Source organism: Paraburkholderia xenovorans LB400 (assembly GCF_000013645.1).
GTDB classification, from domain to species: domain Bacteria; phylum Pseudomonadota; class Gammaproteobacteria; order Burkholderiales; family Burkholderiaceae; genus Paraburkholderia; species Paraburkholderia xenovorans.
In genome coordinates, this window is sequence record NC_007953.1 from 1168585 (window position 1) to 1185170 (window position 16586).

The 16586-nt window shown below is 65.0% G+C and carries 11 protein-coding genes and 1 pseudogene; 1 reads left to right on the plus strand and 11 read right to left on the minus strand.

The window, feature by feature from the left end; all coding sequences use genetic code 11:
* Positions 1–10 precede the first annotated feature (10 nt).
* Entirely contained in the window at positions 11–1282 is a 1272-nt protein-coding gene (gene andAc / locus BXE_RS41965; RefSeq protein WP_011494234.1) for an anthranilate 1,2-dioxygenase large subunit AndAc, read from the minus strand.
* 210 nt (positions 1283–1492) lie between these two features.
* On the opposite strand from andAc, the gene andR reads away from it, so the two are divergent.
* Positions 1493–2458: an anthranilate 1,2-dioxygenase regulatory protein AndR gene (gene andR, locus BXE_RS41970; protein WP_011494235.1), complete on the plus strand. Its 966-nt coding sequence runs from the start codon at positions 1493–1495 to the stop codon at positions 2456–2458.
* Here the strand turns inward: andR and BXE_RS41975 are convergent.
* From BXE_RS41975 to BXE_RS42015, 10 genes and pseudogenes are all read right to left on the minus strand, one after another.
* On the minus strand, positions 2442–3581 hold the full coding sequence (locus tag BXE_RS41975) for a helix-turn-helix transcriptional regulator (protein WP_233518892.1): 1140 nt from the start codon (positions 3579–3581) through the stop codon (positions 2442–2444). The genes andR and BXE_RS41975 overlap by 17 nt on opposite strands.
* 206 nt (positions 3582–3787) lie before the next feature.
* The gene (locus BXE_RS41980) at positions 3788–5494 is read right to left on the minus strand and encodes a hydantoinase B/oxoprolinase family protein (protein WP_011494237.1); all 1707 of its coding nucleotides are present in this window, start codon (positions 5492–5494) and stop codon (positions 3788–3790) included.
* On the minus strand, positions 5491–7635 hold the full coding sequence (locus BXE_RS41985) for a hydantoinase/oxoprolinase family protein (RefSeq protein ID WP_011494238.1): 2145 nt from the start codon (positions 7633–7635) through the stop codon (positions 5491–5493). Before BXE_RS41985 ends, BXE_RS41980 begins: the two co-directional genes overlap by 4 nt.
* Before the next feature lie 124 nt (positions 7636–7759).
* The gene (locus BXE_RS41990) at positions 7760–9355 is read right to left on the minus strand and encodes a ShlB/FhaC/HecB family hemolysin secretion/activation protein (RefSeq protein ID WP_011494239.1); all 1596 of its coding nucleotides are present in this window, start codon (positions 9353–9355) and stop codon (positions 7760–7762) included.
* A gap of 276 nt (positions 9356–9631) precedes the next feature.
* A complete protein-coding gene (locus tag BXE_RS41995; protein ID WP_011494240.1) occupies positions 9632–11779 on the minus strand; it encodes a filamentous hemagglutinin N-terminal domain-containing protein in 2148 nt (715 codons plus the stop codon).
* Positions 11780–12089: 310 nt separating this feature from the next.
* Positions 12090–12191 (minus strand): annotated as a pseudogene (locus tag BXE_RS47720) (SMP-30/gluconolactonase/LRE family protein); the annotation flags it as partial.
* A gap of 5 nt (positions 12192–12196) precedes the next feature.
* Positions 12197–13048, minus strand: a complete 852-nt coding sequence (locus tag BXE_RS42000) for a transporter substrate-binding domain-containing protein (protein ID WP_011494242.1) — start codon at positions 13046–13048, stop codon at positions 12197–12199.
* 12 nt (positions 13049–13060) lie between these two features.
* Entirely contained in the window at positions 13061–14707 is a 1647-nt protein-coding gene (locus BXE_RS42005) for a rhodanese-like domain-containing protein (RefSeq protein ID WP_011494243.1), read from the minus strand.
* 52 nt (positions 14708–14759) lie between these two features.
* Positions 14760–15950, minus strand: coding sequence for a cystathionine beta-lyase (metC, locus tag BXE_RS42010; RefSeq protein WP_011494244.1), 1191 nt, complete (start codon positions 15948–15950; stop codon positions 14760–14762).
* Complete coding sequence (locus BXE_RS42015) at positions 15950–16582, minus strand: cysteine dioxygenase family protein (RefSeq protein WP_011494245.1); 633 nt, start codon at positions 16580–16582, stop codon at positions 15950–15952. The genes metC and BXE_RS42015 overlap by 1 nt, the downstream gene beginning before the upstream one ends.
* Positions 16583–16586 lie beyond the last annotated feature (4 nt).

A 16586-nucleotide genomic window follows, 5' to 3' on the forward strand; every position in this document is an offset into this window, starting at 1 on the left:
CGTCCCCTGATCAATAGCCCATCAATTGCTGATAACCGACCCAGAAGCGGCGAATCAGGCTTTCGGTGATCACCGTGTCCTGCTGGTCCGGATTGCCGCGCGACATTTCGATCACCGAGGTCGCGTCGCCATCGCGAATCGTTCCGCGCTGGACCAGTTCCGTGGCTTCGGTGTCTTCCATCGAGATATAGCCCGCCGGTCCCACGAGATTCGCCTGCTTGATGCGTAGCGCGCGCAGCTCCGGCGTGTCGTCCGTGTAGCCGAAAAAATGGAAGATCAGTTCGAAATTGTTCGGGCCTTTCGGCAACAGCTGGCGCGCGACCAGTGTGTTGTGAATCTGCTGGATCACGAGTTGCGGGAAGATCGGTTGAATGTGGTTCGTGGTGTCTTCCTCGTACTCGGAGATATGAGCGAGCACCGTGTCGTCTTCGAGCGAGAAGCCTTCGTCCATCGAGCGGATGTTCTGCTGCCTGTATGCCGCCGACGTGTCTTCGCCCGTTTTCGTGACCGTGATGATGCTATGCAGACCATGCGTGGCGTCCGGAATCGAACGTGCCTTCATGCCCACGCGAAAAATGTTGAAGGTCGTATGGAACAGATGCAGCATGCTCGCGTGATACGGGTCCTTCACGTTCTCGAAGTACAGCTTCCAGTTCGACTTCGAATACTGCCGCGTGCAGCCAAGATATTCGATCGGCTTGTGAAAAATGCGCTCGATCCACGGGCGCATTTCCGCGCCGAGATAATCGGGTAGCGGCGCGACCTCATCGCTGAATGTCGCGAACACCACGCCACGGTAACTGTCCACCCGCAGCTTGCGCAGGCTGTGATTGTTCGGATCGAAGTCGGCCGGCATCCCGCTCATGCCTTTCTGTCCGCGACGGAACGGTACGCCGAGCAGATTGCCGCTATTGTCGAAGCTCCACTGGTGATACACGCAGGTATGCGACGTGGCGTTGCCGCGGGCTTTGCGGCACACGGAAGCGCCACGGTGCGCGCAGCGGTTGACCCACGCCGCGATCGAACCATCTTCCACGCGTGTAACAACCACCGGCGTATCGCCCACGAAGGTGCTCTTGAAGTCGCCCGGCTGTGGAATCTCCGCTTCCAGCGCAACGAAATTCCACGTCGGGCCGCGATAAATACGCTCCTGCTCGCGCTCGTACACCGCTTGCGAACTGAATACCTTGTATGGGACACGCGAGCCGTCGTCGCGCGGGAACACGACATGATCCGACTCCATGTTTTTGTTAATGCGCACGGGCGTTTCGGCCATTTCCATGCTGATGACTCCGCTAGATTGCTGGGTGCTGCCTGTATAAGGGGACGGTCGTTTGCACGCAGCTTTTTTGACGGCTGCAGAGTTATTTTTGGAGATCCAAAATAGTGGAGCTATCCGCTTCTGGCAGTACGCGCGCCGCCTGTCCGATTCAGGCGGTTTTCTGAACGAAGCCCGTTGCGGCCGGAACGCAGCACCTTATCCTTCGCCGTCATGCCCCGCTCCGATTTCCGTCCCCATGCGCTGCGCGATCATCGTCTGTTCGAGTCGAAAGACCTGGACGAGACGCGCGAACTCATCTCGCGCGTGATGCAGCCTCATTCGCTCGCGCCGTTCGGCGAGGGCAGCGGGCGCTCGCATATGGATTTCGTCAAAATCGGCCGGCTCGGCATTGGCGCGATCGGCTTCGGCAGCGGCATGCATGTCGATGTCGAGGCGGTAGACGGTTATTACCTGTTGATGTTCTGCGTTTCCGGCAGCGCCGAGGTGAAAGCGGCGGGCCGCACCATTGAAGTCAACGACCGGCAAGGCGTGGTTCGCGCGCCCGGCGAGCCGTTCAGTGCGAAGCTGTCGCCCCATTGCGAGCAGCTCGTGCTGCGTATCGATCCCGCCGCGTTGCCGGAAGACGCGGCGCTTGGCGCGGAACCGGGCGGCGCGCTCGTGCGCTTCGCGAGCGGCGCGATGCGCGCATGGCAAGACCAGTTGAAACTGATCGCGAGTTCGCCGGATCTGCTCGCCAGCGCGTGCGACAACGCTCGCGTGGGCGCGCACGTCGAATCGCTGCTGGTCAATCTGCTCGCGGCGGGTTCTGCCGAGCGCGATGCCCCGGCGGTCTCGCTGCCGCGCCCGGGCGTCACGCCGGGTTTCGTCCGCCGCGCGGAGGACGTGATGCTCGCGCGGCTCGGTTCGCCATTGCAGCTTGCCGATCTCGCCGAAGCGGTCGGCGTGCCGGTACGCACGCTATGCGACGGCTTCATGCGTTTCCGTCAGACCAGCCCAATGCACTATCTGCGGCAGATCCGGCTGGAACGCGCCCGCGCAACCATTCGCGCGACGCCTGCGGACGTACGTATCGCGAGCATTGCGCTCGATTGCGGTTTCAGCCACTTTGGACGTTTTGCGCAGTGCTACAAGGAACGCTTTGGCGAATCGCCGTCGCGGACTAGCCGGCTGCGTTAGCGCGGTCCGCGCCGCGCAGCTGCCGCGCGTCCTTCGGCGCGAAACCGTAAAAGTCGCGGAACGACGTCGTGAAACTCGTCTGATGCTGATAACCGACTGCCGCCGCCACCTGTCCCACCGATTGCCGCTCGTCCACCAGCAATCGCAGCGCCTCGTGCATGCGCCGACGCAAGCTGTATTCGAACACGGTCACGCCGTGCAGGAATTTGAACGCGCGCTTGAGCTTCGACGCATTGGTGCCGACCGCGCGCGCGAGATCGGGAATCGTCATGCTTTTCTGAAGGTCGGCGTCGATCATCATCCGCGCGCGTTCCATCAGCATCAGATCGCGTGACGACAGGATGCCGTCCTGCGCGCCATGGCGCAAACTGTCGATCCACACGCCCACGCTCGCGTACAGAATCTCCGTGCACTTCGCCTCGACGAACAGCAGTTCGCGCACACCTTCGCGAGGGCTCGCAAGCAGTTGTTCGATGGCCTGCACCGCGTCCATCGTCAGGCGCATCTGGACGTTGTAGAGTTCGTCGTCCTTCACGGCGGCAAGCCGCGCGCGAATCGCTTCGCCTTGCGCGCCGAGTGCCTCGATGAGCCGCGCGAAATAGCGCGACGACACGTACAGGCCGAGCGCGCGGCGTGGTCCTTGCGGACAGGTGATCTGATAGCGCAATCCCGCGCCCTGATAGCAGAGAATGAAGTTCGGCGCCTCGACCTGCACGGAATCGGCGTCGTCGCCGCCATCCACGCCGACATGGGCCGGGCCGGTCACGAGGTAATGAAACTCGACGAAGCCTTCGGGCGGCACGCATTCAGTGCGTGCGCGGGCGTACTGGCACGCGGAGATCGCCACGAAGATTTCGTCGCGAATCGAGATCATCTTCCACGAACCTTCGTCGGTATCGCCCGGCACGGCGACGCGGCGGCCGTACAGGCCCATTGCCGGCGCACTGATACAGCGCGGATCGTCGCGCAGGCGGCGATACGCTTCGCTCAGCGACGCGCCCGCCTGCGCGAGCGCAGTGCGAAACAGTCCGCCGCGCGCGTCGTCGGCGGGTGCGCCCGATGTTTGCACGGGCGGAAAAGAAGCTACAGGCGAAGGCGCAGGGAGCGTGGGAAGTCGGTCCATGAAGGCGGCCGCGCGGCGCGGTTCCATCGTCGTATACATAGGGACGATTCTAGTCATACGCCGCCCATCGCCAATATTCTGCCGATGCGCGAGCGACCCGTCCCGCGCGCGCTGAGGCGACAAAGAGCGGATTTCCTAGATTACGCGTCCGATCGCCAGAGTCGCCCCGTGACGGAACGCACGGCCACGCGTTTCGACATGCGGCGTCAGCGCAAACCATAAGCGTCGGCGGCGATGCGTTCACTGACGTAGCCGAGCCGCACGTCTCGCGCGACGTCCTCGCGCGCGCGCTCATGCGCCGCGCCAATGCCCGCGCCGCCCGGCAGATCCAGACACAGGCGACGCCCGCGCGGCACGGTTTGCAGGCCCATCGCGGCCATCGGCGTGCCGTCGTCCAGCGCGACGGCGCCCGGCGCGCCGGCGCCGCCGCCATCCCGGCCGCGCGCCGCGTGCACGATGCGGTCGTACATGCCGAAGAATTGAAACGGTGCACCATCGACGCTCGCGATTTCAAGCCGCTGTCCGAGGCCGCCGCGCCAGCGCCCGGGGCCACCGCTATCCGGCCGCAACTCCTTGCGCCAGATCACGACCGGATACAGCGATTCGACGATCTCGCAGGCGATCGCCCGCACGCCGCTGGGAAACGCGGTGCCTGACATGCCATCGTCGCCCACCCGCGCGCCGGAACCGCCGCTGTTGAAGAACAGCGTTTCGAAAGCGCGCGGCTGGGCCTGCGCGTTCGCGTCCGGCAATGCCTCGCCCACCGCCATCCACGCCGCCGCGCCGCCGCGCAGTTGCGCGCCCCACACACACGACGCGCCTTCGGCCGGCACGCGCTCGGGCAGCACACCCGCAAGCGCGCCAAATACGACGTCGGGCAGGAACTGGCCGATGATGTGCCGCGCGCACACCGGCCACGGCCGCTGCACATTGAGAATCGATCCTTCTGGCGCGCTGATGTCGAGCGGTTCGAGCGAACCCGCGTTGTTCGGCACTTCCGGCGCGACCGCCGCGCGTACCCCGAACGCCGCATACGCGCGCGTGTAGTTCAGCACCACGTTGATACCGCGATGGCTGGCGGGCGACGTGCCCGCGAAATCGACGCCGACCCGGCCGTTGCGCACGTCGAGCGTCGCGACGAGATCGACCGGCGTATCGAATCCGTCGATCCGCATCGCGTACGGATAACGTCCTTCGGGCAGCTTAGCGATTGCCTGCTGCATCGCCGCGCGCGAGCATTCGATGATCGCGTCGGACACGCGGACCATGTCGGATTCGCCGAACTCGTCGAGCATCGCCACAAGCCGCGCGCCGCTCGCCTCGTTCGCGCTGACATAAGACAGGATGTCGCCTTCCACTTCGTCGGGCGTGCGAACGTTGGCGCGAATGATCTCGATGAGATCGCTATTGATCACGCCCGCGCGTGCGAGCGGCAAACGTGGAATGCACAGGCCTTCCTCGAATACCGAGCGCCCGTCGGGCCCCTGACCGATTCCGCCGATATCGACCTGATGGCACGTGCACGCGAAAAACGCAATCGCGCGCTCGCCGCGAAACACTGGCGACACCACTGTCACGTCATGCAGGTGGCCCGACGCGAGCCATGGATCGTTGGTGATGAAGTGGTCGCCGGGGCGCATCGTGGCGAGCGGAAACACCTGTAAAAAATGCCCGACCGCTGCCGCCATCGAATTGACATGTCCTGGCGTGCCCGTTACCGCCTGCGCGACAAGACGTGCGCGCGCATCGAACACGCCAGCGGACAGATCACCGGCTTCGCGCACGGTCGGGCTGAACGCAGTACGCATCAGGAGACGCGCCTGCTCTTCGACGACGGCGATCAGGCGGTTCCAGATCACCTGCAAACGGATGGGATCGAGCGTGTCCTGCCCGATATCGTGCGGCGCGTTCATGCGTTCTCCTTCAATGGGGTGCGGCGTTCGAGCAGCAGATGGCCGCTCCTGTCCACGCGCGCGTCGAAATTGGGTGGCACGACCACGGTCGTTTCACGATCGACGATGACGACCGGGCCGCACACGAACGCACCCGCCGCGAGCTGGTCGCGACGATAGAAACGCGAGGTGACACGCTCGCGTCGCGACTGGTCGAGCACCCGGCGCTCGGCGGTCGGTATGGGTTCGGCCGTGGTAGCGGCAGCGACGGACGCAGCCGCGTGGCCGACCGGGGCCGCGCGCAGATCGCGCGGCGGCGCGCTCAGGCGCACGCTCCAGCCCAGCATTTCGATCGGCGCACGCGGCACGAGGCGCCCGAAGCGAGCCAGATATACGGCTTCAAACCGCTCGCGCAATATCGCGTGCGCGTCGGCATCGAGCCGCGCGGCAGGCAGCGCGACTTGCAATTCATGGCCCTGCCCACGATAACGCATCGATACCGTGACTTCGATGCTGCACGAGTCGCGCGGCACGACCTTACCGACGATAAGCGCGGCCTCTGCTTCCAGCGTGGCAAGCAGCGCGTTCACCGCGTCCACATCGACTTGCATGAGCGGCTCGATGCGGCTGCGAACCGCGTCGAAGGCGACCGGCGCGAGCAGAAAGCCGAACGCCGAGCCGACACCCGCGGCAGTGGGAATCACGACGCGGTCGATGCCGAGCTTTTCGGCGAGCCGCGCCGCGTGCAGCGGCGCCGAGCCGCCAAATGCAATCAACGTGCGTCCCGCGACGGATTTGCCCAGTTCGATCGCATGCTCGCGCGCGGCACAAGCCATCGCCTCGTCGGCGATTTCGGCAACGGCGTAGGAGGCGGCATCGGCATCGATCCGCAGCGGCGCGGCGATGTCCGACTCTAGTGCGCGGCGCGCCGCGTCGGCATCGAGCGCAAGCGTGCCGGCGGCGAACCAGGCGGGATCGAGACGGCCGGCAAACAGGTGGGCGTCGGTCAGCGTGGCGCGCTCGCCGCCCTGGCCATAGCATGCCGGCCCCGGCACCGAGCCCGCGCTAACCGGCCCGACCTGCACGCGCCCCAGCGTATCGACGCGCGCAATCGAGCCGCCCCCCGCGCCGATCTCGCACAACTCCACCACCGGGATCCGCAGCGGGATGCCGCTGCCCGGCTTGAAGCGGTAGAGCCGCGCTACTTCGAGCGAACGCGACATGTGCGGGCGGCCTTCGTCGATGAAGCATAGCTTGGCCGTCGTGCCGCCAATATCGAGCGACAACACCTGCGAAAGACCCAGCGATTTGCTGACATGCGCGGCCATCAGCGCCCCACCCGCCGGCCCCGATTCGAGCAGCCGCACCGGCAGGCGGCGGGCCGTGTCGACATCGCACAGACTGCCGTCGGACGTCATCAGCAGAAGCGGCGCGTGAATCGACAGGCTCGCGAGCGCGGCGGCAAGGCGCGTCAGATAGGAATGCATCAGCGGACGCACGTAGGCGTTCACGGCGGTCGTCGAGAAGCGTTCGAATTCCCGTACTTCCGGCGATACGTCGGACGACAGACTGATCGACAGACCAGGCAGCCGCGCGGCGAGCCACTGCCCCGCCTGCTGCTCGTGACGCGAATCGCGATAACTATGCATGAAGCCGATCGCAAGGCTTTCGATCTCGTGGGCGTCGAGCGATCGCGCGATGTCTTCGAGCGCGTCCATGTCGAGTGCTTGGAGTTCTTCGCCTTGCGCGCTCATGCGGCCGGCTATCGTGAAGCGCAGATCACGGTGGATTAGCGGCGTGGGTTGCCGCACGCGCAGATCGTAGTGATCGGCGCGCGCCTCGAAGCCGGTTTCGATGACGTCGCGAAAGCCTTCGGTGGTGAGCAGCGCAGTGCGCGCGCCGCGCCGCTCGATGACCGCGTTGGTGGCAAGCGTGGTGCCGTGGATGATGGTGTCGAGATCGCCAGCCGCAATGCCCGTCTCGTGCAACAGGTGTGCGATGCCTTCGAGCACTGCGCGTTCTGGCGCATCGGGTGTGGTGAGGCGTTTATGCGTGTGGCGGCGCTCACCGGCTTCGAGCACGAAGTCGGTAAAAGTGCCGCCAATGTCGACACCGAGACGCGCGTGGCGCGAGGACGCGCCGGATTCTGCAAATTGACTCATGACGTAGATCGGGCAAGTGATGGACACGCGTGGGTACGCAACCGGTGCATGAACGATACGAGGAATAATTTGCGCAGGGGTTGGATATCGGAACCCTATCGTTTGATATTGGCTATCAGCCGGCTCACGTCCCGATCGACACATACAAAAGCACAGTCGGCGCCTTCGAGCCATTCGGCATGGGTGCGCGTAAAGGCGCGCCATAGGTACAGCGGAAATCGACGAATCGCGACCACTTGAAGCGCACGCCTGCGCCGACGGCCGCGAGCAGACCCGGATCGTGCTCCGCCGGCTGGTCGATGCGATTCCACACCTGTCCTGCGTCGAAAAACACGAAGGGTTGCACAACCGCATCGCTCGCGCCGAGTGCGATCGCCGGTGTGCGCCACTCCGTCTGTACGCTCCAGCCGCGATCGCCGAGCACGGTATAGGGCTCGTAGCCCCGCACACTCGATTCCCCACCGAGCCCCAGCTCCTCGCTCGGCATCAGCGTGTTGGGGGTCCACTGGAACGTTCCATTGGCCGCCGCCGTGAAGCCGCTGCCGAGCGAAAATGCGCGTGACGCCGCCAGTTGCATATACAGGTAGCGGGCCGTTGCGCGCTGGCGTGACGCGTTGAATGCCGCGTCGCGGTTGTCGCCATCCAGTCCGCCCGGACTCGCGACCAGTGTCGCCGACGCATGCGCCACGCCGGCGTCAGCCGGCTTGCTGATGTCGTAAGTCAACAGGAACTGGTGGAGGTGCGTATTCGAGTTGAACACCTGAAAGCCGCCGAATTCCAGATCGTTGTTGCTCCGCTTGAAGTCGTAGCCGAACTGGATCAACTGTGTGGTGTCGGTGATCGTCGGTAGACGCAAGTCGTAACGCAAGCTGAGTTGGGCGGAAACGCCCGTTTGCCCGTAGGTGTCGGCAAGCCGTGGCGTGCTCTGCGCGTAGACGCCGAACAACTCGATGCTGTCGAGCCACGGCAGCGGCACCGTATAGCTCAGCGCGTGCGCGGTAAAGCGCGCGCGGTTCGCGTGGCCTTCGATTGCCGGACTGCCGCTGAAGAAATCGTTGCTGGCCGTGAACTGATAGGCGATCTGCTGATCGAGACCAAACAGGTTGCCGTAGATCACGCCCGCAAGGAACCGATCGCGCCCTGGCTCAGGCACGCCGGCATTGTCGTAACCCACGCTGGCGCGAAGCGGCAGGCGGTCTTCCGTTTGCAGCACGACGTCGGTCGTATTTGCCGCTTGACCGGCGGCGAACACAGCATCGACGCGTCGATAAGGATTCGCGTTGAGCACGGCTAGTCCCAACGAGACAGCCGATTGCAGGATCGGGCCGCCTCGGTCGAGCGGCATTTCGCGCTTGAGCAGTTCACTCGAAAAATAGCGGTTGCCGCTCGTGTAAACCCGGCCCAGTCTGAATTCGGCGATGTCGATGTGCACGACACCGGAGCCCACATCCTGCTCCGGCACATAGACGTCGACCAGCGGCTTGCCCGCCGCGCGATAACGTTCGACGACGGCGCGGCGTATCCCGGCAAGCCGGCCAAACGTGAGGGGTTGGTCGAGGTCCGTGGCAAACCGCTTGAGGAAGTCCGCGTCGAGTACCGGGAGTCCTTCCGCGACGATACGTTGCCGCTGCGTCGGCGGCGCTGCAAAAGCCGCGCCAGCGAGCGCGTCGCGCCAGATGCACCACGCGTCGACGACAGATGACGCGGGCCGGCTACGCAAGCTGCCGGCGCACAATGTGGCGCGTCGCTCCGGGCGGCGTCACCGCAATACCATGCGGAACGAACTCAAACGTCGATCGAAAGCAGCCGGCTTGCAACGCCAATCTCAACATGTCGCGCCTTCGTCGCTTGCGTATCCGGGATGCGCCGTGCCCAACCTATTGGCCGGCGGACCACCTCAGCACCGGATGGGTCGCGCCCGCCGGCATGAGCCAGACGCCGTTCGGCCCGAAGTCATACCCGGCGAAGCTCGCCCGATCGCTCATCTGCGCGGTGGTCAAACCGTTGGTTGGCGGCAAGTTCCCGCCGCTGCTCGGCTGGCCTGTCGTCTCCGTGTTCCAGTACACGTCCGGCGCGAGCGTGCCCGAACCGAACGCGATGACGCCGTGAGTCGGCATTGCCCCCGTCTGCACGGGGCCCGTCGCGAACGACTGGCTGATCGATCCGTCATTGATCCCGGCGAGGCCCCGCCGAATCCCGTCGAGAACACGGGATTGACGGCACCTGTCGCGTACGATTGCGTGATCGTGCCGACGTTGTAACCGACCAGGCCGCCATTCGCGCTGGAACCTGAAATCGTCGCGCTGCTCCATGAGCGCTCGATGGTCCCGTCGTTTTCGCCGACGAGTCCGCCGAATGTCGTGCCGTTCTGATAGATCTCTCCGGCACGACCGGTGGTGTGAGCATACGCGATCACACCCTGGTTGACGCCCGCCAGGATGCCGCTGCCTTGACTGCTCGTCGAGACGACACCGTTGCCGATGCCGACATCGCGCAGCACGCCGGCCGGTCCGACCACCCCAAACAGTCCCGCCGAATGGTCCTTCGTGAAATCGTCGATCTTGATCGTCGCATTCGACACGGTATGCCACATGCCGTCGAACTGGCCCGTGAACGGCGTCGTATGGTTGCCGATCGGCGTGAAGGTGTGGCCGGTGGCGTCGATATCCGTACCAAGCGCGTAATTGCCGCCGAGATCCTGCCGGATGTTGTCCAGGTCGGTCACGTTGTTGACCAGCTTGTACGCGGTGATCTGCGCGACCTGTCCGCTCGCGGAAGCGGGCGTCCATGCCGGATTGCCAACTAGCGTACCGGCGCTATAGGTCCCGCTCATGTCATAAAGCACATTGACGATCCCCGTGCTGCGCGACCAGTCGATCACACCCTGGTTGGCGACCGAGCCGGCGTTATCGAGGCTCGCCGCATCGGCGCGCAGCGCCAGCTTGCCGCTGCCCTGATTCGAAATGGTGGTTGTCGAACTCACCGTCAGCGTGCGATACGCGGCGAGCGAGAGCGCTGCGGCTCCCCGCCAGTTGATCGACCAATCGACGGCGAGGTCGCCGCTACTGCCGCTATGGCCGCTATGGCCGTTGGCGCCGGTCGTGCGCACGCTCACCGATGTGCCTCCATCGAGGCTCCGCGAAATAGCTTGCGCCGCCGCCCTGTCGATGGTGATGCCCGGCGTCGAGATGTCCCACTGGCTCGCGTTGACCGTCGTGCCGCCTGCCGGAAAAGTCAACCTGCCGGCATTCATGCTGACCGTACCGCCCGGTGCGTCGATCACGCCGCCCGGCTGCACGTGACCGTGCCCGGCGACGAGCCACACATGCCCGTTGCGCGTGGCCGTGCCGGTCGCACGAAGCGCCTCGTGATTGGCCGCGAGCGCGTAGATATTGCCGTCGACGGCCTGCAAGCTGATCTGCGCGGCCTGTATCCTGCCCAGATTCGTCAGCGTTCCGCCCGTGCCCGCCTGGACGAACACCTGTTTGTCCGAAGCGGAATCCTGCAACAATACCTGCTGCGCCACGGCGAGTTCCGCCGTGCCGGTGGGCGCGCCGATCGTGCCTTCGTTGACGACGGCTTGGCGCGCGATCAGGAACACATCGCCATCGCTCGATGAAATCTTGCCGAGATTGACGACGCCTGCCGCCGAATTACCGGTGAGTACGAGCGGCTGGCCGTCCATGAAAGCGGTGGAGTCGGCGTCGAGTGTCGACGCAACGAACCGGCCATTCGTGGCGACGACGCCCCTGGGCCCAACGACGATACCTTGTGGATTGATCAGATAGACACTGCCGCTTGCCGTGAGCGTGCCGAGAATGGCCGATGGCGCGCCACCCGTAACGCGATTGAGCGTCGCGCCGTTGCCGTTCGCGAAGATAACGCGGTTGTTGTTACCGATCGAGAAGCTGTCCCAATTGATGACGCCGCGTCCCGTCGATTGATTGATCGTCAGCGTCGAGGCGCTCGCGGAGATCGCACCGCTACCGGCGACGAACTGTCCTCCACGCGGCAATGTGCCCGCCGCTTGCGCATGCGAAGACGCCAGCGCACAAAAGACCATCGCGGCAACCGGCAGCACGACGCGTACATCGCCCCGCGGGCCACACCATCGGACAGGCGATACCGGCCATGCGTCATTCATCGCGTTTCCTGTCACTGGCAAGAGGTATCGGGCGTGATCAACCGCGCGGGGATACCGTGAAATGGGCGCCGAATGCAGACAGGGCGGGATACCGATGACGCACCGGAGCAGTTGCGCTCACGCGGTATTGTGGCAGAGGCTTTCAACAGGCGAACAGCGTTGCGACGCTCCACATATCGGCATTTTCGGCCTAAAGGCCAGCGATATTGGCCAGCAGCAACGCAAGCAACGTATGTATTTGAGTAACGATTACAGCCGGCACGCAACTGGGCCATGCGGCGTGGACGCCGGTTCGCTGACGCTCCAGCGTTGACCCGTCCGGTATCAGAGGGATCCGCCAGATCGCGTTGTCACGCGTCATCGCGACAAACAGCAGCTTCTCATCGGCAGACAGAACCAGTCCGTTCGGTGTCCCGCTCAGTTTTCGTTGCTGGCGGCGTATTGGCGATGCAATTGGAGCAGCCGTTGCGAAGGCGGCATGTGCCACCGGTTGCCTTCGTCGATCAGGAAGCCCGTGCGGTGCCAGTTCTTGACGATCCGGTCCAGCGCCGCGACGGTGTCCGTTTGTCCTTTGCGCACCCAGATCACCGACGGCGAAGGAACCAGTTGCGTCGCGATCGGCGACTCGTAGTCTTTCCATTCGCCCGAACTGCTCGCGAGCCGCGCCTGGATGCCCGGCGTCACGTGAACGGATGCCACGCAGGAGCCGCCGCGCAGCGCGAGCAGCGCCTCGGGCATACCCTTGAACGCCTTGACCTGCGCGCCGTATTGTTCGATCAGCGGCTTCGTATAGTTGCTGCCCTGCGAGACACACACCGGCTTGTCACGCAGATCTTTCCAGTCGTGGATTCCCGAGCCCTTGTGAACCATCGCGCTGCCGCCGATCTGTTCGAACGGCGTCGGCACGTAGCTGAGAATTTCGTCGCGCTCCTTCGTGTATTGCATGCTGGCGATCAGCACGTCGACCTTGCCTTGTTGCAGGAACTGCACGCGGTTGGGCGGCGTCACTTCGACGGCTTCGAATTTCACGCCGAGATGGCTCGCAAGGCTCTCGCCCAGTTCGACGTTGTAGCCCACCGGTTTGCGCGTCACGGGATCGAGCGAGCCATACGTGCCGTCGAGCACGACGCCAACCACCAGCGTACCGCGTGACTTGATGCGATCGAGCGTGGCGTCCGCGTGTGCCGTGTTGAGCCACGAACCGCCGACCAGCGCGATCGACACCAGCATGGAGAGCCGCTGCGTGCGTTTCGAAAAACGGGATGTCATGAACGAATGATGTCAGCGAGAGAAAGCTGCGTTGAACGCTTTCGTTTCGATACGGGCGTCGATATTGAAGTGGTCGAGTTCGTCGGGCGAGCACTGGGCGATGAGTCCGGTTTCCCACGCGAGATACGCGCGCGCGGCATCGAGATTGCCTTCGTGCCGGTCGTGCACAAAGAACAGGTGATCGATACGCTCGCTGTCCGCCGGTATGCCCGGCGACGAGTCAAGCGGTAGGCTCGCCTCGGTCCACGATCCAACGCCTTTCGCCGCAATCCGGACCGCTGTGAAGCCCGCCTCACGCAGATCGAGTGCCGCTAGCGCCGCGAATTCCGGGGTCTCGGCAAACAGCACGACCGGATCGGAGGCGCGCGCGCCGCTGCTGGCCAGCGTGTCGAGCAGCCGCGGCCGGATCGACCAGCGCGCGCCCGCCGGATGTTGCTTCCGATACGCCGCGCTCGAACGCAGATCGATCAGATGGCGGATGCTCGCGCCATTGAGTTCGCGCAGCCCGTCGGCATCGATGAGATCGGCTTGCGGCACGGCCGGCTGGCGGGCGCGTGGCGCCGGGCGCTGCAACGAAGCAGCATCCTGCGCAACCACCAGTGCGCTTTCAATGCCCATCTGCGCGAGCCACGTTGCAATCACGGGTGCGCGCACGGCGTCGTGGTCAACCAGCAGCACGCGCGCGCGGCGCACGCCGATCGTCTGATCCGTCGCCTGCAGCAATTGACCGCCTGGCGCATGCACGGCGGCGGGCACACCGTCGCGCGCGAACTCCTCGGCGCTGCGCACGTCGAGCAGATACGTCGTGCGGTCCGTTGCAGCGAGCCACGCCTGGGCGGTGCGCGCGCCGAGCGTCGTAATGGAAAAGCGGGTGGCCAGTGCGGCGGCGCGGCGGCGTGCCTGCGCTAACGAGCTTTCATCAACGGCATCCGGATAACGGCGCGTGCTGCCGTGCTCCAGCGTCAAACCCGCCAGCGCCCAGCCCTGCGTGCCATTCTCCAGCGCGATCACCGGATTCGGCAGGCCCAGATTGCGCAATAACTGCGCGCCGATGATGCTGCGCGTGCGCCCGGCGCAATGAACCACGATCGGCGTCCGCGGATCGGTGGCGAGCGGGCCGATCCGGTAGGCCAATTCGCCGTTCGGGCAGCTCACGGCACCGGGAATCGTCATCTTCGTATGCTCTTCGACCGTGCGGCCATCCAGCAGCACGAGCGGTACCCGCTCGTGCTGCTGTCTCGCGAGTTCGGACGCCGAGATGCGCGGCGTTTCGCACGCATGTTCGACGAGCTCGCCAAAGGTTTTCGACGGCACGTTCACGCCTTTGAACAGCGTATAGCCTACCGCCGCCCAGCCGCGCACCCCGCCTTCGAGGATCGACACATGAGTATAGCCAAGCGCTTGCATCCGCCGCGCCGCGCGTCGTGCTGTCACCTCGGCCTGGCTTCCACCGTCGGTCAGCACGATGCGGACGTTGCGACGCGGCGCCAGCCGTTCGATATCGAGTTCGAGACGGCTATACGGCAGCGGGATCGCGAAGAACGGATGGGCTTCGCCAAACTCGCCGGCTTCGCGCACGTCGAAGAGCGCGATTTCGCTCCGGTCATTCAACCATTCGCGCAAGGTCGGCGCGGTAATCAGCGGAAAAGTATCGGCCATTGGGGTCCTGGCGGGATCGGTCAGCCACGGGAAGAGAAAATGGAGAACGCGTCTATTTGAGGACGCGGCGAAATGCCTGGCTAAGATCGTCGATCAGATCGGCCGGATCTTCGAGGCCGATATGCAGCCGCACGACGGGTACGTCGCCGCGCCAATAGCTGTGCTCGCGCAGCCGTGCGGACGGCGCGATCAACGCCAGGCTTTCATAGCCGCCCCACGAAGCACCGATACCGAATAGCCGCAGCGCGTCGACGAATGCGCTCGCGTCGGCCGGTTGCGCGTGACGGAACGCAAATGAAACGAGCCCGTTGGCGCCGGTGAAATCACGCTGCCACAGTGCGTGGCCGGAATGGTCAGGCAACGCCGGATGAAACACCCGCGCGACCACGCGAGTCCCGGTTTGCAAAAAGCGCGCGACTTCGAGCGCATTGCGGCCGTGCTGCGCGAGGCGCACGGCGAGCGTGCGCAGGCCGCGAAGCGCCAGATAGGCATCGTCGGCGCCGACGCTCAGACCAAGCGCGTCGTGCGTGTCGCGCAGACGCCTCGCCAGCTTCGCATCGGCTGTCGAGACCGCTCCTTGCATCAGATCGGAGTGACCGCCGGGATACTTGGTCGTCGCCTGCACGGAAATATCCGCGCCCAGCGCGAGCGGCCGATACAGCAGCCCTGCGCCCCACGTGTTGTCCGCGGCGAGCAACACGCCGTGTTCGCGCGCGAAAGCCGCCAGCGCCGGCAGATCGACCACTTCATACAGGAACGACGACGGCGACTCCACATAGATGAGCCGCGTTTGCGGCCGCAGCAGCGCCGCAGGCACGCCGTCGCTCGCGCCGAAGTAGCTGAACGACACGCCCAGCCGCGTCAGCAGCGGCTCGATGCGTTCGCGCACTGGACCATAGACGCTGTCCTGCACGAGCACATGATCGCCCGGCGACAACAATGCGATGAACACCAGCGAAATCGCCGCGAGTCCCGACGGCGCAAGCAGCACATCGCTCGCGCCTTCGAGCTCGCCGAGCGCCGCTTCGAGCGCGCGATGCGTCGCCATGCCGTGTCGCCCGTAAGTGCTGACGGCTTCGCCCGCCTCGCGCCGGCGATGCAACGTGGCGCGCTCCGCGTCGCGCTCGAAGCGAACCGTGCTGGCACGTACGACCGGCACGTTCACCGGCGCGGCGCCGCTGTCGAACGGCGGCGAGCCTGCGCGCAGGACCCGCGTCTGCAATCGGTCGTCCCGCCCCGACATCAGCCGACCGCCTGGGTGGCACGCTGCATATGCGCGGCGTTGTAGCGCACGACGAGGCCGGTGTCAGGTTCGAAACCGAGCCGCCCGGTCAACGTTTCGAGCGGCCTGCCGTACAGGTGAAAGTGCAGCGTGGGCTCGGCGCCGCCGACGTGAATACTGTGAATGTCGTCCGGCAGAAAGGCGATCGGCACGCCGGGACGCACCACCACCTCGCGCGTCACTTCGACCTGCGCGCGATCGGGGTCGCGGCCATCGTCCGTGCGCCGATAGATACGGTTGAGTTCCGCGCCGTCGATCGCGGCGATCACAGCCCACGTATCGTGGTTGTGCGGGATCGTCGTCTTGCCCGGCAACAGTGAATTCAGATACAACGCGAGGCCGTCTTCACCGGGATTGAGCCGGTAGCGCGTCGAGGTGTCGCCGCTATCGGGCTGCGGCGGCGGAAAATCGGCGGCGTCGAAGAGCTCGCGGCGGCTCGCGAGTTCCAGCAGCCGCTCGCTGATCGTGTTCAACGCGTGGCGCGTCACCCCGTGTCCGGCGATGATCCGGCGGGCGTCGCCGAGCAGCGTTTCGACGGCCTCCTTGCGTTGCGTTGCAATGGCATTGCCAGTTTCGTTCGTGCGGGTCGTCATGGTT